Raw genomic sequence first — 26928 nt, forward strand, 5'->3', positions numbered from 1 at the left:
GCGCCTTGTGCAACTGTTGATGACAGTTGTAATAGCCAATTTTATCTCTCGTTTATTGAGCGCCACTTTAGCCTTAAGCTGTCTATTTTACTTATTAAATTATTATCATTTATCCGAAGTCAGCTTAGGATTATTGGCATTAATCATTAGCGTGACTCATTTACAACGCTATAGGCTAGCTGCTTTTATCCCGACCAAATGGCGAATGAACGCTCTAGAAATTACCAATGCTATTGGCTATGCGAGCGCCTATGTTTTGCTCAGTGTTTCCGTCTATTTTATCGCTGCTGAATATGGCAATAGCTTTGATAGCCTTGATAGTTATGGAGAAGTCTTTAGCTATAACTACTACCTAGCCCAAGGGCTATTAACGCTTGCCAGTCTTTATGCTGCTTATCTCATTCTAAAGCGCTATCACATCAAATTATTATCAGCAGCAGGACTACTCATTAGCGCTGCGATTATATTACTTGGGATAATGTCTATTTATGTCTCAGGCTTATTAGCCACCAGTTTGATTATCATTATCGCCACTGCCAATAGCCAACGCGTGCTATTAGGACTGGGCATTATTGCCTTGGTCGGTTATATATTTTGGTATTACTATCAGCTCGATACTTCTTTATTGGTCAAGTCTGCCTCTATGCTGGTCATCGGTATCGCGCTATTACTGCTGCGCTGGCTACTTATCAAAGGCTATTTTGCGCATATAAAACCGAGTGCTAACGACAATCAGGAGCGGCTGTCATGAATAATAAAATTTTGACCAAGCGCTTGATTAAGGACACATCGAGTGCGCATTGGCTACAAAAACCGGCAGTTACGATTATTATTGCCCTTCTTGGATTGGCGCTCGTATTGGTAGTGATGACGAGGAATATCGCAAAGTATGAAAACCATCTTGCGACTGGCGATACGGTATTATTAGCGCTTGCACCCGTTGATCCACGCGGCTTTATGCAAGGCGACTATATGACGCTTAGCTATGCGCTAGAGCGTGACGTATTTGCCGCCTTAAATAGAGACCCCGGTAGCTATCCTACTAATGAACAAGGCTATGTCATTGTTGCCTTAGATAACAATAAAGTCGCACAGTTTGTGCGCTTAGCGGCTAATCAGCCTAAGGGTTTAGCCTCTAATGAGATGGCGATTCACTATCGTATCCGTAACGGCGCAATGCAGCTTGCGACCAATGCTTTTTTCTTCCAAGAAGGTCATGGCGAGGCTTTTGAGGCGGCAGAATATGGGCTATTTCGGGTTAATGATAAAGGTGAGCCACTATTGACCAATCTGGTCGACGACGATTTTAAAGTGATTAGTCCAAAAAATGATTAATCCAAAAAATGATTAATCCAAAAAGGGATTGGTCCAAAGTAACCTAATACAGCGCAAACTGCTAATAACTCAAAATCAATGCTGCTGTAAATGCTACCAATTGTCGCGCTAAAACCTTTATAACTGTCAATCGATGACAACCCTGCTTTACCAAAGTGATATTGCGATAAGTCAGCAGGGTTTGTTACTGTTGATGGCTGCAAATTCACTAGCTCGTTAAAAAACATTTGAAAAAACTTAAAAATTAAAAAAGGATTTATCATGCGTAGTGCAACTTATAACGAATTTGGCAAACCAACTGAAGTATTAAGCCTCGGCGACCGCCCTATCCCAGAGCCCAAGGCTAATGAAGTCCGCGTCAAAACCATTCTCACCTCCATTCATAACCATGACTTACTCACCATTCGTGGTAAATATGGCTTTAAGCCTGAGATGCCGGCTATCGGCGGTAGCGAAGCGTTGGGTATCATCGATGCCGTTGGTAGCGACGTTAAAGACTTAAGAGTCGGACAGCGCGTGGCTGCTGCCAGTGTGCAAGCAACGTGGGCAGAGTACTTTGTCGCATCCGCCGATATGGTCTTTGCTGTCCCTGATAGCTTAAAAGATGAAATGGCGGCGCAGTTAATTGCCATGCCGCTCAGTGCTTTAATGCTGCTGGAATTCTTAGAAGTAGAAAGCGGTCAATGGGTTATTCATAATGCCGCAAATGGTGCCGTTGGTAAATCACTTGCGATGTTGGCTGCTGCGCGCGGCGTTAATACCATTAATCTGGTACGCAGTAGCCATGCCATAAAAGAGTTAGACGCCCTTGGTATCAAAAACAACATCAATACCGAAGATGACAATTGGAAGGACCAAGTCCGACAAACCATCAGCGATGATAGCATCAGCGCAGCGGTCGACTCTGTCGGCGGGGAAGTAAGCGGTGACTTATTATCGCTACTCGGTCATGGTGGCACTTTGGCATCTTTTGGCATCATGTCAGGTCAGCCAATGGTGCTTAATCCGACGCATCTAATCTTTAAACAAGCCATCGTAAAAGGATTTTGGGGCAGTAAAATTAGCCAAGAGATGAGTGTCGAAAATAAACAGCGCTTAATCGATGAGCTTATCGAACGGGCAACCAGTGATAAATTGCATTTGCCTGTCGAAGCTGTATTTGATTTAGCTGATATCACCAAAGCTGTCGATGGCAAATTGCAGTCAGGCAAAAAAGGTAAGGTATTGCTAAAGCCTTAAACTATCATTCATTTAGCTAGCTTTCGTTTTATTCTTCCTTTTATTGAGATAATGGCAGCGTTCTTTCTAATAAGAACGCTGCCATTTTTTATGGCTTATTTTGCGGTTATAACTCTGAGCCCTATAACATTTTACGGTTCTAAACAGCTGGCAACGTTCATTTACCAAAGTCAGGTTGCGGGCATGAAGGCCTGCTTGTTAAGGTTGATGAGTGATTAATCATCATCGTTTCAAAATGAACAATTAACGATATTTATCTAACAATAAAAAAGGATATAAATATGCGCAGCATAACCTATAACGAATTTGGCAAACCGTCAGACGTACTAACCATAACTGACAGCCCAATGCCAGAGCCAAAGGACAACGAAGTCCGTATCAAAACCATTTTGTCTTCTATCCATAACCACGACCTCATCACTATTCAAGGCCAATATGGCACCAAGCCAAAACTGCCCGCACTCGCTGGCAGCGAAGCCGTGGGTACTATTGAGGCTATCGGCGCTGACGTCAAAGGTATGGAAGCGGGTCAGCGTGTGGTGGTCACCGGTGTCGAAGGCACGTGGGCCGAATACTTCACCGCCCCTGCTAGCAGCGTCATCCCGATACCGGATGCCATCGATGATGAAATGGCCGCGCAGCTTATCGCCATGCCGATGAGCGCCTTGATGCTCATTGAGTTTTTAGAATTAGAAAAAGGTCAATGGGTCATTCAAAACGCCGCCAATGGCGCAGTTGGCGAATCGCTTGCGATGTTGGCTGCTGAGCGCGGCATCAATACCATCAATGTCGTGCGTAGTAAAGAGTCAGCAAACGAGCTGACTGAGATTGGTATTACCGAAAACAACGTCGTGAGCGATGATGACGACTGGAAAGATCAAGTCCGTCACATTATCGGTGATGCAAAAATCAGCGGCGCAGTCGACTCTGTCGGCGGTCAATCTGGCGGTGATTTACTAAGCTTACTCGGTCATGGCGGTATCATTGCAGCGGTGGGTGCGATGTCTGGTCAGCCACTCGCGCTCAATCCTACTCATCTCATCTTTAAGCAAGCGACACTCAAGGGGTTTTGGGGTGGTGCATTGATGCAAAAGATGGATGCGGATAATAAAAGCCGTTTGATAAAAGAGCTTATCGAGCGCGCTGCCAGCGGTAAATTAAAGCTACCAACAGGCGGCATCTATACGCTGGATAATATTAAAGAAGCGGTATCTGGCAAGGTGCAATCTGGCAAAAAAGGCAAAGTGTTGTTAAAACCTTAATATAGTTCGTTATAAATCCACTCAAATAAAAAAGCAATACAAAAGGATTCAGACAATGTCGAATAACAAAACCTTTAAAGCCTTAGTCGTCGAAGAAACCAGCGACGGTACGTTCGATAAAAGCATCCAAACGCGTAACGTCAGTGATTTGCCCAAAAATGATTTATTAATCGAAGTGCATTACTCATCGTTAAACTTCAAAGATGCCATGTCAGCATCAGGTAATAAAAGAATCACCAAAAACTACCCGCACACTCCTGGCATTGATGCTGCAGGCGTGGTGGTCAGTGATAAGTCTGGCACGTTTTCTGAAGGCCAAGAAGTCGTGGTCTTTGGTTATGATTTGGGCATGGATACCGATGGCGGTCTCAGTCAGATGATATCTATCCCTGCCGATTGGGCGGTCGAATGTCCGTCTTCTTTAACGCTAAAAGAAGCCATGATATATGGTACGGGTGGCTTAACCGCAGCATTAAGTGTGCAAAAGTTAGAGAAAATGGGCGCAAAACCTGAAGACGGTCCAGTCGCGGTCACGGGTGCAACCGGCGGTGTCGGTAGTATCAGTATCGCCATATTAAGTCAGCTTGGCTATGAGGTCATCGCCTTCTCTGGAAAGCCGGAGCAAAGCGACTATCTAAAAGAGCTTGGTGCAAACGAAGTCCGTCATCGCGATACCATTAACGAGGTCGGAAATAAACCTGTCGGTCGTGAGCTATGGGCAAACGCTATTGATACAATCGGCGGCGACTACTTGGCAAACTTGCTCAAACAAACCAAAGCTGGCGGTGCGGTTACCTCTTGCGGCTTGGCGGGGGGCGCTGAGTTTACGATGACGGTACTGCCGTTTATCACCCGCGCAGTGTCCCTACTCGGTATCGATTCGGTCTATATTCCACTGGACGATAAAAAGGCCATTTGGCAGCGGGTCTCGACCGATATGAAACTGCCTAATCTAGAGAGTTATGCCGAAGAGATTACCCTAGAGCAAACACCCGAATACTTAGATCGCTTTATGGCGAGTCAGACGGTTGGGCGTTATGTGGTGAATGTTCGGAGTTAAGTTTTTGGTTTGGAACAACTGATATTAATACGTAAAGGCAGTATCCCTTTCGGGACGCTGCCTTTTTTTAAGATTTTATAGATAAAACTTGCGTTCATTTGCGTTCATTTGCGTTCATTTGCGTTCATTTGCGTTCATTTGCGTTCACAAAATAAATTTTAAAAATAGTTTTGTCTATAATTAACTTACTTAAAATAAGTCGTATAACGTCTTAAAACCCAACCTTGCTCTAGCTCATCATCAATTTCAACTTCAACTAATAACCAAGTCTTATTAGACTTATCTATGACTCTTATTATAGTGCCAATAGGTATAGTATCCACTATCGTTGAACTCATACCGAAATTATCACGAAAATTTAAAGTATTTACTGTTGTAACTCGATAACCTTTTAGTGCTTGTCGATCAATCACTGGAGGAAATGACCTAGTCAAAGATTTCACCTCTCTCGAAGTCTCTAAACTTTTAGATACTTCTTGAAACTGCTGAATATGATTAGCGGTTATGCTGCTAGCTATACCAATTAGGTACTGTAACAATATGACGGTGCAAATGAAATATAAAATCTTTTTAGCTTTCTCTGAATACGAACTAAAATCTTTTCCTGACTTTATTTCATCACTTAACTCAGCATCAATTTCAGCTATTGAGATTTCAGAAAACTCTTCTACATCATCCGTAGTTAGAGTGGTTTTTAAAATTTCTCCAAAAAAATCTTCATTAAGACTTGAAAGGACACCAAATGAGGAATATTTCTTAAATTGCTCAAGCTGTGTAAAAAGCTCTATCGATTTAGATATAACACTACTTAACTCACCTATTTGATCTTTAGAAGTGAAGCCTTCTGGCAATATGAACTGTGTTCGAGGTTTTAAACCCAAATGAGTTGCTTTAAAAGCATCTATAATGGCTTTATTAAATTTATTTGACTCAAATAACGATGGGTTTAGTGAACTTGATTCAGATAAAGTGTTTAACATTCCTGATATTGAGCCATCTATAGCTAAATTACTTTGAGACAATTGAGATAACAAGCCTTGACTTGTCGTATATCCAGTCAAACTTTTAAAATAATCTAAATCCTTAGCTATTTTCAAAAGATTGTCCGTAGCTCCAGTAGCTAAAGAAAGCTTATCTAATCGCGCCTGATTTTCCCTAGCCATCTTCATAGCTGGCGGTTCACGCATTTCTTCAAGCTTCTTCTTATCCATTCGCCATTATTCCTCTTTTATCTAATTTTAAAAATTGATTAATTAGGTATCTAAGGGCTTCTAACTATTTAATCAACTAAAATTGAATTTTATACATTCTAGTAAATAAAAAAAACACCCAGCTAAGTTGAGTGTTTTTTTATTTCATCTAAGGTCTAACTAGGATTTTATTCCCACTCAATCGTCGCTGGTGGCTTGCTTGATACATCATAAGTCACGCGTGATACTTCAGCGATTTCATTCATGATACGATTTGATACCGTCTCAATCAAATCATATGGCAGATGGGCAAAGCGCGCGGTCATAAAGTCGACGGTCTCAACCGCACGTAGCGCAATCACCCACGCATAGCGGCGACCATCGCCAACCACGCCGACTGATTTGATTGGTTGGAATACCGCAAACGCTTGCGCAGTCTTGTCATACCAGCCTGATTTTTCTAACTCTGCCATGAAGATAGCATCGGCTTGACGTAGGATATCGGCATATTCTTTTTTCACTTCACCCAAGATACGCACGCCCAAACCTGGACCTGGGAACGGATGACGATAGATCATTTTTGCTGGTAGACCCAAGGTGATACCAAGTTTACGCACTTCATCTTTGAACAAATCGCGTAATGGCTCGACCAACTCAAACGCCAAATCATCTGGCAAACCGCCAACGTTATGATGGCTCTTAATCACATGGGCTTTGCCTTGATGCGATTTCGCTGATTCGATGACATCAGGATAAATCGTACCTTGTGCCAAGAACTCGATGACTTTACCATCGCTTTGCTCGCTGATTTCACGGGCGCTATTGGCAAAGACATCGATAAAGGTTTTACCGATAATTTTACGTTTGGCTTCTGGATCAGACTCGCCTGCTAAGGCGTTTAAGAATAAATCTTCGGCATCGACACGGATGACTTTTACGCCCATGTTTTCAGCAAATATTTGCATCACTTGGTCGCCTTCATGCAGACGCAGCAGACCATTATCGACGAACACACAAGTGAGCTGATCACCAATCGCTTTATGCAATAGTGCGGCAACCACTGAGCTATCGACGCCGCCTGATAGACCAAGCAATACTTGCTTGTCACCGATTTGCTCTTTTAACTGTGCCACACGCATATCAACGATATTGTCTGGCGTCCAATCACCCGCACAGTCGCAAATCTGATGTACGAAACGACCCAATAACGCTTGACCTTGTAGGGTATGCGTCACTTCAGGATGGAACTGCAGACCATAGTACTGCTGGGCATCATCAGCCATAATCGCAATCGGACAGCTTGGTGTACTGGCGATAATATTGAAACCTTGTGGCGCTTCAATGACCTTATCGCCATGACTCATCCACACATCTAGCTTGGCAGTGTTGCTGTCCGTCACGCTATCTTCAATACCATCAGTGAGCTGCGACTGACCATTAACTTCAATCGTCGCGGCGCCAAACTCATGGATATCACTGGCATGAACCTGCCCGCCGAAACGATCCGCCATTGCCTGCATGCCGTAGCAAATGCCCAATACTGGTACGCCAAGCTCAAATACCGCATCGTTGATACGCGGACTATTTTCAGCATGAACGCTCTCAGGGCCGCCCGATAAGATGACGCCTTTGGCACCAAAATCATGGATACGCTGAGTGTCGATGTCATAAGGGAACATCTCACAAAAAACGCCAGAATCGCGCACACGGCGAGCGATTAGCTGGCTGTACTGCGAGCCAAAATCGAGAATGAGGATGCGGTCTTCTTTGATAGTAGGCATAGTAGGTAATGCAGAAGTGGCAGCGGCAGTGGTCATAAATCGATGTCCATCAAGAAAAAATTAGTGCCCTATTTTAACAAGTTTGCGCCCATTAATGGCTATTAGATGGTTAATTATTCACGTTTTTTGCGAGTTATTGAGGGTTATGAATATTTATTGATAATGAATAGCAAATATTTATGATTATTTGAATGTTACCAAGGCAAGAGTCAAAAGAGAAAGGTAGCAATTTTAAGAGTTAATAAAGGACATAACGAGAGTTTTTTTAATTCATCAGAATGCAACAATCATGCTTACCGTATGAATTTTTATTATACAAATGACGAGTCTGTATAAATTTTTCGTTTATATTGTGCTATGCTCGAAGGATAAGCAATTTGGCTTTAATACGATAGATTTAGCATGGTTAGCTCAAGCTAGTTATTTCTGTTAAGCTGTCGTTAAATTGCTCCTAATTATGAAAACCAGACCTAAATCTCACCCTAAATAAAAGTGATAGTCGGTTTAAGATAATTTGGATACAGGGAAGACGAGTGAAATGACTACAGGATAGTAGACTGCGCGCGTGTGACCCGTGTCCGATTTATATAAAGTTTGACTATATAATAAATTGACAGGTATGTCCCTATGAGCAAAATAAAATCCCTTTTTGGTAAAAATCCCGCCCCTACCGCAGTAGCCATCAATGATGCTGACAGCAGCGCTTTAGATGCTGCAAAAGATAATGACTCTGCCAATACATCCAATAGTACGTCCGGCAATACACCTATTGAGCAGACGCGTTGGAATGGCTGGGGCAATATCAGTATCAATAAAAAAGTCTCGCCGCATGGCGCAAAGCTCATCAAATCACATATCGGCAAAACAAAAAAACTATCCTCTGTCAGCTTACAACAGGTACTCAAAACTGTACCAAAATCACGCCTGCCTGCTGCGATAACTAAGCTTGCAACCGTATCTATCGATAAAGAAGTGAGACTCAGACACGCACGCGGTCAAAGCTTCCCAGATTGGATAGCCATGCACAGCGGCGCTTTTGAAGTATTCCCTGACGGTGTCGCTTTCCCTGAATCGACCGCTGATGTCGAGACTTTATTAACGCTCGCCAGTGAGCATGACCTAATTGTCATTCCGTTTGGTGGCGGCACCTCAGTCGTTGGTCATATCAATCCGCAAAAGGGCTCACGCCCGGTACTCACCATTGCCATGAGCAAGATGGATCAGCTTATCGATTTAGATACTGAGAGCCAAATTGCAACCTTTGGCGCGGGTACACAAGGGCCAGCGGTTGAAGCACAATTGGACGCACAGGGTTACCGCTTAGGGCATTATCCGCAGTCTTGGGAGCTATCAACGCTTGGCGGTTGGATTGCCGCGCGCTCTAGCGGTCAGCAGTCATTGGGCTACGGGCGTATCGAGCAGATGTTTGCTGGCGGTACGTTGGTCACGCCGCAGGGTGTACTCAACATCGCCGATATTCCAGCGTCATCAGCAGGTCCTGATTTACGCGAGATGATGATGGGTACCGAAGGCCGTGCTGGTATTTTTACCGAGGTCAAAATGCGTGTACAGCCGCAGCCTGAGGAAGAACTGTTTAAAGTGGCTTTCCTGCCCAATTGGGAAGCAGGTAAAGAAGTTCTTAGACAAGCTGTGCAAAAAAATGTTCGCTTATCTATGCTACGTTTAAGTAATGCCGTCGAGACTGATGCGCATATACATTTAGGCACGTCACCAAGCCAATTCTTAGCCATCAGCACTTATCTAAAAGCTCGCGGGCTGAGCTCAGATAAGGTTATGCTCACTTACGGCGTATCAGGCGATAAAGCGCAGAATAAATTGGCGCTAACGCAGTTTAATAAGCTGTTGAAGCAGCACGGTAGTGTCACTGGTAAAATCACCGATATTATGGGTAGCGTGTGGGCGCATGGACGTTTTAAATTCCCTTACTTGCGTGGCACTTTATGGGACAAAGGCATCATGGTCGATACCTTTGAGACGGCAACCAATTGGAACAACATCGACGAGCAAATGCAGCAGATGCAAGAAGCGGTGCAAAACGCTTTGGCAGATGAAGGCGAAAATGTCATGGCCTTTACTCATATCTCACACGTCTATAAACAAGGTGCCAGCCTTTATACCACCTATTTCTTTCGCGCAGCTAAAGACCACGCCACAACCTTAAAACGCTGGCAAAAAATCAAACAGGCGGCCAGTTTAAGTCTAGCGAATGGCACGGCGACGATATCGCATCAGCATGGTGTCGGTCGTGATCATGCGCCTTACCTAGCGGCTGAAAAAGGTAAGCTCGGCATTCAGGTAACTCATGATATGCTCAAAAGCTTAGACCCTGAGCAGCGTATGAACCCCGGCGTTTTAATCGAAGATTAAAAGATAGCCTTAGTACCATTAAATGACTTACCCATTTTAAGTCATTGATTCATTTAAATGTCATGTGAGATAGACCGTTTATGAACCCTACTAAGCCCAATCCGCCCCATCAGCAACGCCAGCAAGCACTAGCGCCTTTATCTCATCGCTCGTCTCAAGTAGAACCGTGGGATATGCTGATTATAGGTGGCGGTATCACAGGCGCTGGAATTGCTCGCGAAGCGGCACGGCGCGGCTTAGCGGTGTTGTTAATTGAGCAAAAAGACTTTGCTTGGGGCACGTCCAGCCGCTCTAGTAAAATGGTACATGGCGGGCTACGTTACATTGCTTCAGGTGATTATAAAACCACCTTGCTTAGCGTGCGTGAGCGTGAACGTATGCTCAGTGAAGCGAGTGGCCTTGTGAATGAGATGCACTATGTTATGCCGCATTATAAAGGCAAGTTTCCACCGCCATGGATATTCAATACCTTGCTACGAGTCTACGATAGGCTTGCGGGTAAGCGTTATTTTACCTACTTTAAAAGAGAAGCTTTTCTAAGTCTAAATCCGCATATCAAGAAAGATAAGTTTTTGGGAGCCAGTCAATTTAGCGATGCGGTGACCGATGACTCGCGGCTGGTGATGCGCGTACTTGATGAGGCAATTAACGACGGCGCGCAGGCGATTAACTACCTAAAAGCAGAATCGTTGATTACCAATGAACAAGGCTTGGTGGTAGGCGCAACGCTCAAAGATACTTCTTCTGAAGACAATGCTCATAGTAATGCTCAAAGTTACGATGTTTACGCCAAAGTGGTGGTCAGTGCCACAGGCGCTTGGGCGGATACCTTACGTATGCAGGCCAGTAAGCAAACCGAACAAAGTTTTCATAAGCAAATTCGTCCGTCACGTGGCAGTCACTTGGTCGTGAGCAAAGAGCGTTTGCCAATTAAGCAAGCCTATACCTTTTTGCATCCTGTCGATAAAAGAGCGGTATTTGTCTTCCCATGGGAAAACCGTACCGTCCTTGGTACTACCGATTTGGATCATCCGCCTTTGGATGATAGTGAAGTTGGTATCACGAATGAAGAGGTCGATTATTTATTAACTGCAACCAACACGCTGTTTAACGATGCTCATCTAAACCGAGAGGATGTCATTAGTACGTGGGCAGGCGTGCGACCGCTGATTTCAGAAGGCAGCGATGGCAAGCGCGTGAGCCCAAGCAAAGAAAAACGCGACCATAGCGTGTGGTTGGATAATAATCTGGTAACCGTCAGCGGTGGCAAGCTAACGACCTTTCGTCTAATCGCCCTTGATGTGCTAAAGATTTGCCAACAGGTACTGGCATTTAATGAGGTTGACACCAAAAATCTTGGCTCATTTAACACTGAAGTCTTTAGTAATCAGCCGCCAACCAATCCCAAGTTTTCAACCCTAACGCCACCCTTGCAGCAACGCTTGCAAGGGTTTTACGGCTTACAGCTTGATACTCTCCTAGAGCTAGCGCATGACGAAGATTTGGCTTATATCACCGACAGCAATACCATTTGGGCAGAGATTCGTTTTGCCGCGCGCCATGAGCAGGTTATTCATTTAGATGATTTATTATTGCGACGTACACGCTTGGGTTTAATCCTACCGCATGGCGCAATGACGCCGCTTATCAGCACAAGACTAAAGCAAATATGTCAGCAAGAGCTCGGCTGGGATGAGCAAAAGTGGCAACAAGAAGTTGCTCGCTATCAGGACTTGTGGCAGCGCTATTACCATTTGCCTGCGGCTTAATTTATATGACTACATAGTTAAGGACGACTATGACCACGAACCTTGATGACCCTATTTATTTCTTAGCCATTGATAATGGTACCCAAAGTGTTAGAGCGCTTATCTTTAATCAGTTTGGCACTGAGATTGCCAAAGCTCGCGTCCCTATCGAGCCGTATTTCTCTCTCCAGCCCAATTTTGCCGAGCAACATGCCGATTATTATTGGCAAAAGCTAAGCGAGGCTTGTCAGCAGTTGTGGCAAACCAGCGCTATAAGCCCTGAGCAAATCGCAGGCGTCAGCCTCGCCACCCAGCGCTATACCATGATATGTCTGGATAAAGACAAGCAACCGCTGCGCCCTGCTATTGTTTGGATGGATTTGCGCCGCGGCGAAACCAACGATATCGGCTTTCTTAGTCCATTAACCAAAATCATTGGTATGGGCGAACTGGTAAAAGAAGCACAGCAAAAAGCCCGCTGTAATTGGCTTGCACACCATGAGCCAGAGATGTGGGCAAAGACCGCTCATTACGTCAATCTATCAGCGTACCTTACCTATCAGCTCACAGGCGAATTAGCCGATTCCAATGGTCACGCCCTAGGCTATCTGCCTTATGACTATAAAGCCCAAACGTGGATGAAACCTAAAGATCTTAAATGGCGTTTATTTAGCTGTCGACCTGAGCAAATGCCTAAGATAGTGCCGCCAGGTCAGCCACTAGGTCATATCAGCGCAAAGGCAGCTAAAGCCACGGGGATTTTAGAAGGTACGCTGATGATTGCTGCTGCTAGCGATAAAGCTTGTGAAGCTTTAGGCTCTGCCGGTCTGGCAGCAGATACTGCCTGTTTAAGCTTTGGCACTACTGCGACTATCAATACCACGTCGAGCAATTACGTCGAAATCCTTAAGCACATGCCCGCCTACACTGCTGCTGCGCCGAACTACTACAATCATGAGTACATGATCTATCGCGGCTTTTGGATGGTTAGCTGGTTTAAAGAGCAATTTGCTCACTATGAAGAGCAGCTAGCAAAGACACAAGGCATCGATACCGAAAAACTCCTCGATCAAGCAGTCAAAGATATTCCGGCGGGTTGTATGGGGCTGATGATGCAGCCGTATTGGTCACCCGGCGTCCGTCATCCGGGACTTGAAGGTAAAGGCGCGCTCATTGGTTTTGGCGATGTGCATACGCGGGCGCACGTTTATCGCGCTATCTTAGAGGGGCTCGCTTACGAGCTTAAGCTTGGCTTTGATACCATTGAAAAGCGTACCGGCAAAACCATCAAACACCTGCGTGTCTCAGGCGGTGGCTCTCAAAGTGACTCAGCGATGCAGCTTACTGCCGATATCTTTGGTATGCCCGCTTATCGCCCCCACACTTATGAGGCTTCAGGATTAGGCGCTGCCATCAACTGCGCAGTCGGAATCGGCGTCTATCCTAATCACGCGACTGCAAGTGAGGCAATGACCCATTTAGGCGATGAATTCTTGCCTATTGAGGCCAATGTTCAACTCTACAAGCGCCTCTATAATGAGGTTTATCTAAAAATGTATGAGCGCCTAAAACCTTTATATCAAAGCATTCAAGATATTACCGGTTATCCTGCAAAGTGAATTAACCCTCTAAGTTAACTTTATTACTTCTATAGACTCAAGCTTAAGATAATAATAACGGAGACTAAGCTATGACTACACCAAAGTCTGCACTCAAAAACACTCAGCATTACGTCCTAACCAAATCCAATATTGAAAACACCCCTGCAACCAAACACGTCCATCAGTTTAACGACAATGCCATTCGCCATACGGTTTCATTAAGTGATATTGTCGGTCTTACCAAATTCGGTCTGCATCTCGTACGTGTTGAGTCGGGTGATGAAACCACGCAACACCACTATCATGAAAATTCAGACGAGTTCATTTATATGCTATCTGGCGAGCTTTCACTACATTATGGCGATGAAGTTTATCAACTACATGCAGGAGATTTTGTCGGTTTCCCCGCACACGGTGCAGCGCATTCTATGCGTAATAATAGTGATACGGACGCTACCTACTTAATGGGAGGCAACAGACCAGCGTTTGATATCTGTAATTATCCAGACATCAAACGCAGAATGTATACTATCCATGGCAAAAAGGAGTTTGTAGACTTAGAGAATTTAGGTCAAATAGAGCCTTGAGAACATTAAATCTCGTCTCGCTTTATAAAGCCTTATTAACCACTAAACGCCGCAGAAACTCGATTTAACCCCTCACGCAGCAGTGCCTCAGGACACGCCACATTCAGGCGCATTTTAAGATGTCCCTCAGTGCCGTATTTGATACCCGCATTGAGCTCAACCTTCGCCTCTCTTAACTTATCATAGAGCTTCTGATTATCTTGTGCATAAGCCGAGCAATCTAGCCATATCAAATACGAGGCTTCTGGATGCATAACCTTAATATCGGGCAGATACTGCTCTAAAAAGCTAATAATTAACTCTATATTGGCTTCGATATAATTAAGTGCCTGCTCAAGCCATTCATCGCCCTCTTCATAAGCACTACGCATCACTTCATAAGCAAATAAATTGAGCTCATACTCATCATTTAACTGCTGCTGCTGACTGATTTTTTTGATTAATGCATCGTCTTTAGCAAATATCATCGAGCCTTTAATACCAGCCACGTTAAAGGTTTTGGTCATTGAGGTCAGGCTGACGGCTTTATGCGCGTAACCTTCTATTTCTGCTAGTTTTAAAAAAGGCGTAAAGGTGTGAGCACTCAAGGTTAAATCTTGATGAATCTCATCACTGACAATCGCCACGTCATGCTTTTTGCAAAGTGCCAGTAACGCTTCAAGCTCCTGCCTCGTCCATACGCGCCCGCCCGGATTGTGCGGATTGCATAATAAATATAGCTTAACCTTATGCTCGATTATTTTGGCTTCGATATCAGCCAAATCTAACTGATATTTACCGTCGTATTCTTTTAACGCTGACATCACAAGCGTGCGACCATTTTGCTCAACCTTAGTCATAAAAGGCGTATAAATGGGGTCATTAACCAGTACCGCATCACCTACTTCAGTAAATACGTTCATCATCAGCGCTAAACTTGGCACAACACCGGGGGAAAACAAGATATTTTCTTTATTTAGCTGTAAATCATAACGACTGCCATGCCAGCCAATAATCGCCTCGTACAATGCCTCAGTTGGTTTGGTATAACCCAATATGCCATGCTGCGCGACTTGCTCAATCGCCTTTAAAATAGGCTGGGCAGCCTTAAAATCCATATCCGCCACCCATAGCGGAATCGTGTCATCGTTATAATGCCATTTGACTGACCCTGTATCACGTCTATCTATTATCTCATCAAAATTGTATTGCACCATCAATCTCCTAAAGCATAGATCTTTGAATTATTAACGCCCCTTAAAATCAGCCTCACGTCGCTCGACCATCGCCATCGCACCCTCTTTCGCATCTTCTGAATGAAATAAATGTGGCAAATAGCTATGGATATTAGCCAATGCGGCGGCAGTTCCACTACGACTGACATCTTGTGCTGAGGACAGTAACCCTTGTACGCCAAGCGGTGCAGCTTGGCAAATCTCTTTTGCAATAGTCATTGCCCGCTCGTATTCTTCGCCATTTGCCACTACTTCACTGACCAAATTTAGTCTATCAGCAGTTTGCGCGTTAAAGGCTTTACCAGTCAGCAAATACGGCATGGCTTTTTGCCAACCTGCTGCTGCGACGAAACGTACCGTTGCACCGCCAAACGGCATGATACCGCGCTGTACCTCCATTTGTGCAAAGTTACAGTTATCACTTGCGATGACCACATCACTATTCAGCATTAATTCAATCCCCGCGGTAAAGCACGTTCCTTGTACCGCGACGACGACAGGTTTGCTGCGTAATTTACCACCGATACCCCATGGGTCAATCTCATTATCATTAAAATCAAACGCACCTTTATCCCATTTATCTTGTAGCTCCATTAAATCAAGTCCTGCGGTAAAGTGCTCTCCATGGGCAAATATTAAGGCACAGCGTAAGTTATCGTCATTTTCATAACGCGTCAGCGCTTCGGATAACTGCTTAATCATATGGCTATCAAAGGCGTTGCGTTTATCGATACGATTGAGCCCAATCAGGCAGATATAGCCGTCGGTTTCATAGGTAATGCGGTTATCAGTGCTATGGTTATTACTTTCCGTCATCATATTTTTATCCTTTTAAATGTATTATTGTCATCTGCTGCGCTTATAAAATAGCCGCTTTATGTTCATTTAGCTTAGTTTCAATATAGACACCCCTATGCTATAACGCAAGGACAGATATAAGCGCACAGGCAGATTGCTATTTTTATTAGCCATAGGTAAATCGGTCGCAATGGATAAACAGATAGAGGGACGCGAAATCTGCTAAACTGGATGATTATATTCAAACATTGCAGTCCGAAACTATGACCAGTAAGCCCATCGCCAATACATCAAACGTCCGTAGAGCAAGTGCTAATAATCATCGCAACCGCTCACCTGAGACCGCCAAAAAACTCGGCAAGCTACATCCGCGCAATCCGCATCAAGGTCGCTATGACTTTGCGCTGTTAACCCGTGCCCTGCCCGAATTGGCCAAGCACACCATCACCAACCCGAATGGCGAGCCGACCATTAACTTCTCTGATAGTGAAGCGGTACGCGTCCTAAATCAGGCGTTACTCGCTCATTATTATGGTGTTAAATTTTGGGACATTCCAGAAGGCTATCTCTGCCCGCCGATACCGGGTCGCGCAGACTATATCCATTATATTGCCGACTTATTGGCGCAAACCACGCACGTTAATGACGACAATACCCCGCCGACTGGTAAAGAAATTCACGCCCTTGATATTGGTACCGGTGCCAGTGCCATTTATCCAATTATCGGTAGCCAAAGCTATGGCTGGCGTTTTACCGCGAGTGATATCGACCCTATTTCGGTCAATACCGCCGCGCTTATTTGCGAGTCTAACCCGAAGCTAAAAAGCGCCGTTAAAGTAAAACTGCAACCTGAGCCTAAATTTATCTTTAAAAACATCATCGGTCGTCAAGATTACTTTGATGTGGTTATTTGCAACCCTCCTTTCCATGCGTCATTAGAAGAAGCGATGCAAGCCAATACTCGCAAGCAGCATAATTTGCAACGACATCGCGGTAAGAATGAAAACGAGCAAATCAGCCGACATTCAACCAAGGCTGGTAACGCTGCGCAAAATCTAAACTTTGGCGGTCAGCATAAAGAGCTGTGGAGTGAGGGCGGCGAGATTGCCTTTTTGACCAAAATGATGAAAGAAAGCCAGGATTTTGCCGAGCACGTTGGCTGGTTTACCAGTTTAGTGTCAAAGTCAGAGAACGTGAAACCGTTACAACTATTATTAAAACAGCTTGATGTTGCCCAAATGCGCATCATCGAGATGAGCCAAGGGCAAAAGAATACCCGTGTTCTAGCGTGGCGCTTTAATACTGACGACGCGTAATTAATAAAAAATGACTGTCTGAAAAACATCTATTTAAAGTTTCACGTGAAACAAAAAAACACCGCTTTGGTCCAAGGCGGTGTTTTTTTATAGTGTAAAAGGTAAAGGTTAATAAGTTAGCTAAAGAACATCACCTTTAAGCCAATAAGTATAAGCACTAATCCACCTAGCGCTTCCGCCTTATCTTCAAGATACGTCCCTGATTTCTTACCCAAATACACACCAAAAACGCTAAAAACAGCAGTGATAATAGCGATAATTAAACAGGCTAACCACGCATTAAGCGCCAACAAATTCAGCGTAAAGCCAGCTGCCATGGCATCAATACTGGTGGCAATCGCAAGGGTAAACATGGTGCGATGATTGATATTTTTCTTTAGGCTGTCATTTACAGACATTGTCTCACTATTTATATGCAGCGCTTTATCTACCGCCTCTTCTCCATCTCCTAAAAACACTTCATAAAGCATTTTGCTACCAAGACCGATAAGAATAAAGCCACCAATCCAAGGTGCAGCAGCAGCCAACCAGCCTAATAAAGCTGCGCCCAATAAATAACCAATCAGTGGCATCACGCCCTGCGCAATACCAAAATACAAACCCGCATAAATCGCCAAACGCAGCACATAATGACGATGCTGTTTTTGTGATTTCGCCCCTAGCCCAATCGCAACAGCAAACGCATCCATCGCAAGAGCAATGGCAAGTAATACAACTTCAATCATTTTATTATTCGCTTCTTTTTGCTTATTGTCATAAGTTTCACGTGAAACAACTCTAACATTAAAAAACCACCGCCTTGATTGCCAAGGCGGTGGTTTTTATTAATCAATTAATAGTCATTAAGCAACTTTTTATAGCCTATTTAGATATCTAAATTAGATACTGTCAACGCATTCTCTTCAATAAAGATACGACGTGGCTCGACATGATCGCCCATCAGACAGGTAAACATATGGTCAGCAGCAATCGCATCTTCAATCGTGACGCGTAACATACGACGGTTTTCAGGATCCATCGTGGTATCCCAAAGCTGATCAGCATTCATCTCACCCAGCCCTTTATAGCGCTGAATCGCCAGACCACGACGCGCATCAAGCATCATCTGTTGCCAGAGATAATCAAAGTCGCGTACTGGGATGTCTTTAGTGGTACCTGCGGTGGCTTCACGGCGGATAAAGGCATCTTCTGCAAGTAACGTATTCCATTCAGCTGATAAGCGCAGCAGCTTGGTATACTCGCCTGAATTGATAAAGCTGGCATCGAGCAGATAATGGTGCGCCAATTGATGCACATAAACGGTGATACGTGGCAACCATTGGGCTTTAGCAGGCTGTGCTTCACCGTCACTATCTAACGTAGCGCCCGCTTCAGGCTCGATGACAGGTTTCATACCCAATAAATCAGCAGCAGCGGCATCCATGTTTTTTGGTTGCGGCGCATGGATATTGACCAGTTCAATCTCAGGATTTAAATCACTGCCGAAGTGCTCAAGCTGCGTCTGTAAAGATGCTTTCCACGCTTCCATCGCCGACTTATCATAGGTCATATCGGTGCTAAGCTTTGGCGTATGAGTCAACGCATCCAATAACACCGCAGGATAACGAATCTGTAAACGCGCTTTGATAAGCTGGGTTTGGTTATAGTCGTTTAACAACGTCTCTAGCGCATGACCAGTAATGGCAGGCGCATCGGCACTGATATGCAGCCTGGTATTATCAATCGTTGATGATAATAAATACGCTTTTAAGGCTTCATCGTCTTTTAGATACAGCTCTTGACGACCTTTTTTCACCTTGTAAAGTGGTGGCTGAGCAATATAAATATAACCACGCTCAATCAACTCAGGCGTTTGACGGAAGAAGAAGGTTAACAGCAACGTACGAATGTGCGAGCCATCAACGTCCGCATCGGTCATGATAATGATTTTATGATAGCGTACTTTATCAGGATTATATTCATCCGGACCAATGCCGCAACCAAGCGCAGTAATCAAGTTACCAACTTCCGCAGAAGACAGCATTTTATCAAAACGAGCGCGCTCAACGTTAAGAATTTTACCTTTTAATGGCAAAATTGCTTGGGTCTTACGGCTACGACCTTGCTTTGCTGAACCACCTGCAGAGTCCCCTTCCACAATATAAAGCTCTGACAGTGCGGGATCTTTTTCTTGGCAATCTGCCAATTTACCCGGTAGACCTGCGATATCTAACGTGGTCTTACGACGGGTCATTTCACGAGCTTTACGCGCCGCATCACGGGCACGGGCGGCATCGATAATTTTACTGGCAATAGCTTTACCAGTACTTGGATTCTCTAACAAATAATCGTTAAACTTATCGTGCATCGCTGATTCAACAGCGGATTTTACTTCGCTTGAAACCAGCTTATCTTTAGTCTGACTTGAAAACTTAGGATCAGGCACTTTCACAGAAACAATCGCCGTCAAACCTTCACGGGCATCATCACCAGTAGCAACGACTTTTTCTTTTTTAAATAAGTTTTCACGGTCCATATAGCTATTTAGACCACGCGTCAATGCTGAGCGGAAACCAGATAAATGCGTGCCACCATCGCGCTGCGGGATGTTATTGGTAAAACACAATACTTTTTCGTTATAGGTATCTGTCCACTGTAGCGCCACTTCGACACTGATGCCATCATCTTGCTCACTGACAAAATGAAAGACATCATTGATGCCGTCTTTACCGGCATTGATGTAGCTGACAAATTCTGATAAACCGCCTTTATGTTCGAACTCATGACGCTTATCGATACGCTCATCCGTTAAGACAATGCGCACACCCGAGTTTAAGAAAGACAGCTCACGCAAGCGTTTGGCTAAAATATCGTACTCAAAGATAGTACCGGTAAAGACATCCTTACTTGGGTAAAAACGAATCTGGGTACCGGTTTGATCCGTCGCTTCCATCTGCTGGATATCGCCGTCTGGTACACCATCGGTATAAGTTTGATGATAATGATAGCCTTCACGCCAGATATTCATCTCAAGCCTTTTAGATAAGGCGTTAACAACAGAAACACCGACGCCGTGTAGACCACCCGATACTTTATAGCTGTTGTCATCGAATTTACCACCGGCGTGCAGTACGGTCATAATAACCTGTGCTGCCGACACCCCTTCTTCTGGATGGATATCCACAGGGACACCGCGGCCGTTATCCATGACACTAACAGATTCATCTTCATGAATAATGATGTCAATTTGGTCACAATGACCGGCCAACGCCTCATCAATCGAGTTATCCACCACCTCAAAGACCATGTGGTGCAAGCCGGTACCATCATCGGTATCACCGATATACATACCAGGACGTACGCGCACCGCTTCTAACCCGCGCAATACACGAATATCTTTGGAGCTATAATCAGAGGGTAATCCTTCAGGGGCGGCAGCGGGGGCAATAGTATCTAGAGCGTTGTCTGGCATCATTTGCTCGTGGTCGGTAGGTAATGAATCACTCATGTGCATTCCTTAATCTAGCCATCATCAGCTATTTGTCATCAGCTCACCACGACGGCGATACTGAATGACGTTATCTTAGAGTTAACGTTTAGGGTTGAAATATTTAGTTATAGTATTCGCTAAAACGTTATCAGATGTCGGTTAAAGGCGTATAAAACCGTGTTAAAAAAGCAGCTCTAAACACAATCTGTTTTTCAATCACCGTTTTTCATATTCGCTTCTACTTTTTTTTACCCATCATTAAAGCAGAGTAAAATTAAGCGTATATTTATCAAACACTTATATTCTTATAAGTGTTAAGAAGTCTTTAAAAAATACTGATAAAAATTTGTAAGATAACTTGCTGAGAATAGGACAAAATAAAGCTCTATTTTAGCATTTTTCGGCGCTAAGTCACTGTTTACTGACAGTTTTATCGATATTGAGCAAGTATTTTGGGATGGTCATTACTTTGCTAAAAATATAAGCAATATAATGATAATTGAGGGGGAATATAAGTAACATGCGCTAAGAATTAAGCGCAAATTCAGCTAATATTGGTCATTAAAAACGACTTTTATCAATTGTTGTTTATAAAATTGTCAAACTTCCTTGTTTCACATGAAACATCTTAGGTTCTGACCAATATTGATGCACCAACGGTAGAATATCTTCGGTTAAGCTGGTCATAAATACCTGACATGGCAGCTGCGCTAACGTCGACAATAAAATATCTATCGTCCTCTCATCTAGTTCTGCCGTGATATCGTCTAGCAACACCACTGGCGTGGCTCTCGACTTGGTATGGCTGTTGAGCACGGTATCACTATTACCGTCTTTTCCTATAGCAAGCGGGGGCTTTTCGTCATTAAGCAATAACGGCAATTGTGATAAACGTAAGGCGGTGATTAACAGCTTTTTCTCACCGCGAGACAATACATTGGCCGCTTGTTCTTTAAAATTGGTAGTTTGGTATTGAGGTCTGTGTTTGCGGTGGGATTCGAATTAGCGTCCTTTTCATCGTCACTGGTCGTTTCTGATACATCACTAGAGCGCCAATGCACATGAATATCAGCGCGGTGGTTACCGATACGCGTATAACCCAGTTGTAAATCTTGTTCTAAGCGCTCGTTAAGCTGCACCTCAAGCGCCACACTGGTGTCATAGCCAGCATTATAGCTCAGACTTAATTGCTCAGCGTAGGCAGGCAATAATTGCGCAATACTGTCAGCAAAATAAGGCTGCCATTCTGTAAAGATACGCTCACGATAATGATGAATAAGCGCAGCATGATTACTGAGTCCTTTATCCCATGATTTTAGCTCAGCAAGCTGTACTTGGGTTAAATGGCGGCTCTTTTTAGTAAACTATTGCGCTGTTTTAGCAGGCGTTGGTAAGCTACCCATTGGGGATGAAACCCTTGTTTCATGTGAAACACTAGCCAATCTAAGAGCTGCCGGCGACTGGCACTACCCTGCTCTAACATATCCATCGTCGAGGGATCTATCAGTAGCGTGGGTAGCTGTTCGGTTAAGATGCTTTGGTTATAAACCGTGGTTTGATTCAGACGTAGAACCGTTGTCGCATCAGCTTGCTTTTGGATAGCTAAGGTAATGCTATCATTGAGCCTAGCATGCACCGTTGCTGCATTTTGATGGTGTTGAATATAGCGTTTAGGCTGATGATGACGAAAACTTTACCTCTTGAAAGCAAAAATATCGCTTCAAGTAAAGAGGTTTTACCACTACCATTTGCGCCAATAATGACGTTGCAAGCAGCGGACTGCAGACTCACTTGGGTTAGATTACGCAGGTGTGAGATTTGTAGACGTTCAATCATAACAGTGACAGCCGCCTATATTACCACCTATTAATTAGTAGGCAAAAGTTTATTAAAAAATAATTTTATAATAGAATCGCACTATATACGCATTGGCATAATGACATACTGGTGGAACTCATCGTTGAGCTGATTAACCAGTACCGAGGCATTTGATTGGCTCATATGCATTTGCAAATCACCTTGAATCACACCTAAGACATCTTGCAGATAAGCGGCATTAAAAGACAGCTCCATCGGCTCGCCTTGATACTTCGCTTGTATCATCTCGACTGCTTCATCTTGTTCAGCGTTATTGGCGCGTACTTCTACCATACCATCGCTAGCAAAGTTAAATACTACGCCGCGAGACTTTTCATTACTCAAAATCGCTACACGGCGCAGCACATCGGTCATTTTTCTTGGTTAAACAACGCCAATTTATCGGTATTACTTGGCATAACGCGGCGATAATCCGAGAATTTGCCATCGATAAGACGCGCGGTAAAGGTCACCATTAAGTTATCACTCACCTGCCCTGTACTATCGACATCACCAAACGGCAAGCTTACTTGCAAGAACTCACGACCAAAGCTTAGTGTGACTGCATTGTCTTTATCACCCAGCATCTTGCCAAGCTCAGAAGCCAAGCGCTCAAGCTCAATCACAGCTTTACGCGGTAAAATCGCCTGCATATTCAAATCAGCACTAACGTCAATAACGCTACGCGCTAACGCCAATCTATGGCCGTCGGTGGCAACCGTAGTCAGCTGCTGCTGTGAAACATCAAACAACATACCCGTTAGATAGTAACGGACATCTTGAATCGCCATTGCAAATTGGGTTTTATGAATCAAATCCGTCAAACGGCTACGGCTAATGATTAAAGGTGTGATATTTTCAGGATTACCAAGACTTGGATAGTCTTCGCTAGGTAATGTCCCTAAAGTGAAACGACTTTTGCCACTGGTCAACAAGCAACGCTCGTTTTCTTGCGTGGTAAGATTGACTTGCGCTTGCGACGGCAGTGATTTACAAATATCTTTGAGCTTAGTCGCAGGCAACGTCGTCGTACCGGCTTCAATACAAGCACCGGCAGGCAATTTCAACGTCGATGTCAGCTCTACTTCTAAATCAGATGCGGTCAAAATCAGCGCTGATTCAGACAACTGTAGCTTAATATTACCCAAGATAACCATATTATGGCGCTTATCAGCAGCCTTGGCGATCAAGTTAATAGCTTTTAGTAACGACTCTCGATTAATCGATAATTGCATGCTTAGTTACTCTTGTTTATTAGTTGCTCTTATTAAAAGGATTTTTTATAGGGTTTTAATTTATATAATTTTAAAATAATGGCTTAATAATACCCTGTCTACTAACGATAATCCATACAGCTTGTGTCTACTGCTACTCAAAGTATTATAAACCATATCTGCTTATGACAACATTGCGATACCACAAGCCTCTAACCCGCTTGCAGCATCAAAGCCAAGGTTTTGTAATCCTTATCAAACGCCGGATCGGCAGCGCGTAGCTCATTTACTTTATCACAAGCATGCATCACGGTCGTATGGTCGCGTCCACCAAATGACTGTCCAATCTCAGGAAAGCTCTCACTCGTTAGCTCGCGTGACAATGCCATCGCAATTTGACGCGGTCTTGCGATACTGCGCGTACGTTTGCGTCCCATCATATCTTTGATTGTAATATCGTAATATTCAGCAACCACTTTACGAATATTGTCCATATTCACGGCTTGCACGCGCATCGCAACGATATCTTTTAGCGCGTATTGCACCATCTCAAGCGTAATGGGCGCACCGGTAAGATTGGCATTGGCAAATACCTGATTGAGCGCACCTTCTAAACGCCTGACGTTAGAAACCACATTTTGAGCGATAAATAAGGCACATTCTTTAGGGAGACTCATTCCGTACGATGCCGCTTTTCTCTGTAAGATTTGTACACGTGTATCAATCTCAGGAGGATCAACCGCAACCGTCAAACCCCACGAAAACGCGACCTAAAACGTTCATCAAACTCCGTCATCTGTGATGGATGGCGATCTGATGCCAAAATCAGCTGTTTATCACCACTGGTAAAATCTGCAAATAAAGTCAAAAACTCATTACTACTTTTTGTCTTTCCTGCTAATACGTGAATATCATCTACAATTAATAAATCTACTTTTTTATTTTCTTTTTAAAATCTTCTATTTTATTATTTCTTAATGAATAAACTAATTGATTAATAAATTTCTCAGAAGTGAAATAATAAAAACTTAGATTATTTTTAAATAGCGGTGCGCTACAGAATGCATTAAATGCGTTTTTCCCAAACCAGAAGGTCCATATATAAATAAAGGATTGTGCCGATTTTTTGATTGGCGTTTTCCAAGCTCATAACAGGCCTTGTAAGCCAGGTTATTGGACTTACCAGTGACAAAGGTTTCAAAGGTGAAATCAGGATTTAGATAGCTCAATGATTTGGCATCGGCAGACTCGATCAGTTCTGCATGACGCATATTGGCATCAATATCTGCTCTAGCAATATTATTATGCGTGGTTTGAAAACTGTGATCTGCCTGGGAGGGGAGGGCTTATCGTCTTCAAACAATGAGCCTGACTGTGATTGATGGCTGTCATCCATGTCACGACCCGCATTATCAACACGAACAATCACCTCTTCGATACTACCTTGGCTATGTTTAGCGACCAGCTGTTGGATATCTTGCAGATGATTCTTTTTAATGTAGGTCACAAAGTAATCATTAGGAGCAAGAATAATCAAGCTATTGGCTTCTTGATGCGCCGATAATGGTCTTAACCACATCGTAAAGACGTTGTCTTTAACGTGATAACGTAAGTCATTTAGGCATTTATCCCAAATAGTTGCTGTATCAATCATGAAAAGTACTAACCCCATAGTCCAAAATAATTGGTCAAAAGAACAACTTTTTATTGTTAAAATCACTGAATCTTTACCTATAGAGTGAATCGTTTCTTACCTAAGAGACTCTATGGTGAGATTACTTAAAACCATACATCAGCTAGGGGGCTAATCTAACACAAACGGCCTGTGGATAACACCTTGTTTTTTGTGGATAAGACTGTGGATAGTTTTGTGGATAAGTAAACAACACGAGTTATCCATATTTCACCCACAGGTTATCCACAACCTTACCCAGAGTCTAATATTTTGATATTAAACGGAAAATCTGAGTTAGCCACAGATAATACGGCTCCCAATAACAACAATACTTATATATATTAATAGTTAATTATTATAGAGACTGACAAAAATTGTGGATAACTTTTAAAATTCAATTATCAAAATAGATGTTTTCAGTAGGTAGATTGGTATTAGAAATCAGTGTTTTTTAACAATGAATCATTGAAAAGACTATTTTCTCTGTTATAAAACTTATCTGTATAAACACAGACTTAATTAGTTTATTGACCAAGATACTATGCGGTGGTATAATCCTCCGTTATTACGAATTTAGTCCATTATTTTGATAGGTGAGTTATGAAACGTACATTCCAACCAAGCGTGATCAAGCGTAAACGTACTCACGGTTTCCGTGCTCGTATGGCAACTAAAAAAGGCCGTCAGGTCTTAGCTCGTCGCCGCGCTAAAGGACGTCATCGCCTTACTGTATAATCAGTAGATTGCGATAAGCATGGCTCATAGTGCTTGTTGTGTTTCTATTATTTATAGATTGCGATCGTCAATCATCACAACTGACACTTAGCCATATATTAAAAGCGCCCACATCGGCGCTTTTTTTGTCTCTATACTTTATGATTATTTCTACGCTACTATTTCTGCTATTGTTATCAGCTCTTATACTAGGTTGTACTATGTCTAATACTGTTTCAGCGCCACCTAATGCTCGCTTCACCAAAGCGCAGCGCTTACTCACGCCTGCAGCCTTTCGTGAGGTGTTTGATGCACCTGAGCGTAAGCTTCATCAGAGCCATCTAATGGCGTTTGTGCGTACCAATACCCATGAGCAGCCTCGAGTCGGTATGGCCATTACTAAACGTAAAGTGCCTACTGCTGTTGCGCGAAATTTAATTAAACGTCAAGTACGTGAACAGTTTCGCGTAAAAGCTAGTA

Annotated in this window: 19 protein-coding genes and 3 pseudogenes; 12 read left to right on the forward strand and 10 right to left on the reverse strand. The window is 43.5% G+C overall.

What is annotated here, in order from left to right; translation table 11 throughout:
- Both JMX94_RS12175 and JMX94_RS12180 read left to right on the forward strand, forming a co-directional pair.
- Window positions 1-751 (forward strand): DUF4401 domain-containing protein (locus JMX94_RS12175; RefSeq protein WP_201565765.1); only part of this gene is annotated, 751 nt, incomplete at its 5' end.
- On the forward strand, window positions 748-1335 hold the full coding sequence (locus tag JMX94_RS12180; RefSeq protein WP_201565767.1) for a GDYXXLXY domain-containing protein: 588 nt from the start codon (window positions 748-750) through the stop codon (window positions 1333-1335). The genes JMX94_RS12175 and JMX94_RS12180, both read left to right, overlap by 4 nt.
- Here the strand turns inward: JMX94_RS12180 and JMX94_RS12185 are convergent.
- On the reverse strand, window positions 1332-1598 hold the full coding sequence (locus tag JMX94_RS12185; protein ID WP_201565769.1) for a hypothetical protein: 267 nt from the start codon (window positions 1596-1598) through the stop codon (window positions 1332-1334). The two genes, JMX94_RS12180 and JMX94_RS12185, sit on opposite strands and share 4 nt — an antisense overlap.
- On the opposite strand from JMX94_RS12185, the gene JMX94_RS12190 reads away from it, so the two are divergent.
- The 3 genes from JMX94_RS12190 (at window position 1597) to JMX94_RS12200 (ending at window position 4896) form a co-directional block, all read left to right on the forward strand.
- Window positions 1597-2574 carry a zinc-binding dehydrogenase gene (locus JMX94_RS12190; RefSeq protein ID WP_201565771.1) on the forward strand — a complete coding sequence of 326 codons (978 nt, stop codon included), beginning with the start codon at window positions 1597-1599 and terminating at the stop codon, window positions 2572-2574. The two genes, JMX94_RS12185 and JMX94_RS12190, sit on opposite strands and share 2 nt — an antisense overlap.
- 281 nt (window positions 2575-2855) lie before the next feature.
- Window positions 2856-3836 (forward strand): zinc-binding dehydrogenase, encoded by a 981-nt coding sequence (locus JMX94_RS12195; protein WP_201565773.1) that lies wholly within the window; start codon window positions 2856-2858, stop codon window positions 3834-3836.
- Window positions 3837-3891: 55 nt separating this feature from the next.
- Window positions 3892-4896, forward strand: coding sequence for a YhdH/YhfP family quinone oxidoreductase (locus tag JMX94_RS12200; protein WP_201565775.1), 1005 nt, complete (start codon window positions 3892-3894; stop codon window positions 4894-4896).
- A 185-nt stretch (window positions 4897-5081) separates the two neighbouring features.
- On the opposite strand, the gene JMX94_RS12205 is transcribed toward JMX94_RS12200, so the two are convergent.
- Complete coding sequence (locus JMX94_RS12205; RefSeq protein ID WP_201565777.1) at window positions 5082-6107, reverse strand: SH3 domain-containing protein; 1026 nt, start codon at window positions 6105-6107, stop codon at window positions 5082-5084.
- Window positions 6108-6274: 167 nt separating this feature from the next.
- The gene (gene guaA / locus JMX94_RS12210; RefSeq protein WP_227673640.1) at window positions 6275-7867 is read right to left on the reverse strand and encodes a glutamine-hydrolyzing GMP synthase; all 1593 of its coding nucleotides are present in this window, start codon (window positions 7865-7867) and stop codon (window positions 6275-6277) included.
- Window positions 7868-8494: 627 nt separating this feature from the next.
- On the opposite strand from guaA, the gene JMX94_RS12215 reads away from it, so the two are divergent.
- The 4 genes from JMX94_RS12215 (at window position 8495) to JMX94_RS12230 (ending at window position 14191) form a co-directional block, all read left to right on the forward strand.
- Complete coding sequence (locus tag JMX94_RS12215; protein WP_201565780.1) at window positions 8495-10255, forward strand: FAD-binding oxidoreductase; 1761 nt, start codon at window positions 8495-8497, stop codon at window positions 10253-10255.
- Between the two features lie 80 nt (window positions 10256-10335).
- Window positions 10336-12024, forward strand: coding sequence for a glycerol-3-phosphate dehydrogenase/oxidase (locus tag JMX94_RS12220; protein WP_201565782.1), 1689 nt, complete (start codon window positions 10336-10338; stop codon window positions 12022-12024).
- Window positions 12025-12053: 29 nt separating this feature from the next.
- Entirely contained in the window at window positions 12054-13622 is a 1569-nt protein-coding gene (locus JMX94_RS12225; RefSeq protein WP_201565784.1) for an FGGY-family carbohydrate kinase, read from the forward strand.
- 71 nt (window positions 13623-13693) lie between these two features.
- A complete protein-coding gene (locus JMX94_RS12230) occupies window positions 13694-14191 on the forward strand; it encodes a cupin domain-containing protein (protein WP_201565786.1) in 498 nt (165 codons plus the stop codon).
- 35 nt (window positions 14192-14226) lie between these two features.
- Here JMX94_RS12230 and JMX94_RS12235 read toward each other — a convergent pair whose 3' ends face one another.
- Together JMX94_RS12235 and JMX94_RS12240 are read right to left on the reverse strand one after the other, a co-directional pair.
- Entirely contained in the window at window positions 14227-15384 is a 1158-nt protein-coding gene (locus JMX94_RS12235) for a MalY/PatB family protein (RefSeq protein ID WP_201565796.1), read from the reverse strand.
- A 33-nt stretch (window positions 15385-15417) separates the two neighbouring features.
- Window positions 15418-16224 carry a crotonase/enoyl-CoA hydratase family protein gene (locus tag JMX94_RS12240; RefSeq protein WP_201565788.1) on the reverse strand — a complete coding sequence of 269 codons (807 nt, stop codon included), beginning with the start codon at window positions 16222-16224 and terminating at the stop codon, window positions 15418-15420.
- A gap of 242 nt (window positions 16225-16466) precedes the next feature.
- Between JMX94_RS12240 and rlmF the strand changes: the two genes are divergently transcribed.
- The gene (rlmF, locus tag JMX94_RS12245; protein WP_201565790.1) at window positions 16467-17519 is read left to right on the forward strand and encodes a 23S rRNA (adenine(1618)-N(6))-methyltransferase RlmF; all 1053 of its coding nucleotides are present in this window, start codon (window positions 16467-16469) and stop codon (window positions 17517-17519) included.
- A gap of 116 nt (window positions 17520-17635) precedes the next feature.
- Here the strand turns inward: rlmF and JMX94_RS12250 are convergent, their stop codons facing one another.
- The 5 genes and pseudogenes from JMX94_RS12250 to dnaA form a co-directional block, all read right to left on the reverse strand.
- Window positions 17636-18244, reverse strand: a complete 609-nt coding sequence (locus tag JMX94_RS12250) for a manganese efflux pump MntP family protein (protein WP_201565792.1) — start codon at window positions 18242-18244, stop codon at window positions 17636-17638.
- Window positions 18245-18384: 140 nt separating this feature from the next.
- A complete protein-coding gene (gene gyrB / locus JMX94_RS12255) occupies window positions 18385-20970 on the reverse strand; it encodes a DNA topoisomerase (ATP-hydrolyzing) subunit B (RefSeq protein ID WP_201565798.1) in 2586 nt (861 codons plus the stop codon).
- A gap of 606 nt (window positions 20971-21576) precedes the next feature.
- Window positions 21577-22824 (reverse strand): annotated as a pseudogene (recF, locus tag JMX94_RS13500) (DNA replication/repair protein RecF).
- Window positions 22825-22905: 81 nt separating this feature from the next.
- Window positions 22906-24080, reverse strand: a pseudogene (gene dnaN, locus JMX94_RS12265) (DNA polymerase III subunit beta).
- Window positions 24081-24271: 191 nt separating this feature from the next.
- A pseudogene (gene dnaA, locus JMX94_RS13505) lies at window positions 24272-25713 on the reverse strand (chromosomal replication initiator protein DnaA).
- Between the two features lie 621 nt (window positions 25714-26334).
- Here dnaA and rpmH point away from each other — a divergent pair.
- On the forward strand, window positions 26335-26469 hold the full coding sequence (gene rpmH, locus JMX94_RS12275) for a 50S ribosomal protein L34 (protein WP_007394757.1): 135 nt from the start codon (window positions 26335-26337) through the stop codon (window positions 26467-26469).
- Window positions 26470-26669: 200 nt separating this feature from the next.
- A partial coding sequence (gene rnpA, locus JMX94_RS12280) for a ribonuclease P protein component (protein ID WP_201565794.1) occupies window positions 26670-26928 on the forward strand: 259 nt, incomplete at its 3' end.

Origin of the sequence: Psychrobacter sp. CMS30 (assembly GCF_904846565.1) — a bacterium.
Lineage (GTDB): Bacteria > Pseudomonadota > Gammaproteobacteria > Pseudomonadales > Moraxellaceae > Psychrobacter > Psychrobacter maritimus.

What these genes read in the sequence shown, in the direction of transcription:
- JMX94_RS12190 (WP_201565771.1), top strand. Translation starts at nt 1,597, where the DNA reads ATGCGTAGTGCAACTTATAACGAATTTGGCAAACCAACTGAAGTATTA.
- JMX94_RS12225 (WP_201565784.1), top strand. Translation starts at nt 12,054, where the DNA reads ATGACCACGAACCTTGATGACCCTATTTATTTCTTAGCCATTGATAAT.
- JMX94_RS12180 (WP_201565767.1), top strand. Translation starts at nt 748, where the DNA reads ATGAATAATAAAATTTTGACCAAGCGCTTGATTAAGGACACATCGAGT.
- JMX94_RS12220 (WP_201565782.1), top strand. Translation starts at nt 10,336, where the DNA reads ATGAACCCTACTAAGCCCAATCCGCCCCATCAGCAACGCCAGCAAGCA.
- JMX94_RS12215 (WP_201565780.1), top strand. Translation starts at nt 8,495, where the DNA reads ATGAGCAAAATAAAATCCCTTTTTGGTAAAAATCCCGCCCCTACCGCA.
- rpmH (WP_007394757.1), top strand. Translation starts at nt 26,335, where the DNA reads ATGAAACGTACATTCCAACCAAGCGTGATCAAGCGTAAACGTACTCAC.
- JMX94_RS12250 (WP_201565792.1), bottom strand. Translation starts at nt 18,244, where the DNA reads ATGATTGAAGTTGTATTACTTGCCATTGCTCTTGCGATGGATGCGTTT.
- JMX94_RS12230 (WP_201565786.1), top strand. Translation starts at nt 13,694, where the DNA reads ATGACTACACCAAAGTCTGCACTCAAAAACACTCAGCATTACGTCCTA.
- JMX94_RS12195 (WP_201565773.1), top strand. Translation starts at nt 2,856, where the DNA reads ATGCGCAGCATAACCTATAACGAATTTGGCAAACCGTCAGACGTACTA.
- guaA (WP_227673640.1), bottom strand. Translation starts at nt 7,867, where the DNA reads ATGCCTACTATCAAAGAAGACCGCATCCTCATTCTCGATTTTGGCTCG.
- rlmF (WP_201565790.1), top strand. Translation starts at nt 16,467, where the DNA reads ATGACCAGTAAGCCCATCGCCAATACATCAAACGTCCGTAGAGCAAGT.
- JMX94_RS12200 (WP_201565775.1), top strand. Translation starts at nt 3,892, where the DNA reads ATGTCGAATAACAAAACCTTTAAAGCCTTAGTCGTCGAAGAAACCAGC.
- gyrB (WP_201565798.1), bottom strand. Translation starts at nt 20,970, where the DNA reads ATGCCAGACAACGCTCTAGATACTATTGCCCCCGCTGCCGCCCCTGAA.
- JMX94_RS12185 (WP_201565769.1), bottom strand. Translation starts at nt 1,598, where the DNA reads ATGATAAATCCTTTTTTAATTTTTAAGTTTTTTCAAATGTTTTTTAAC.
- JMX94_RS12205 (WP_201565777.1), bottom strand. Translation starts at nt 6,107, where the DNA reads ATGGATAAGAAGAAGCTTGAAGAAATGCGTGAACCGCCAGCTATGAAG.
- JMX94_RS12240 (WP_201565788.1), bottom strand. Translation starts at nt 16,224, where the DNA reads ATGATGACGGAAAGTAATAACCATAGCACTGATAACCGCATTACCTAT.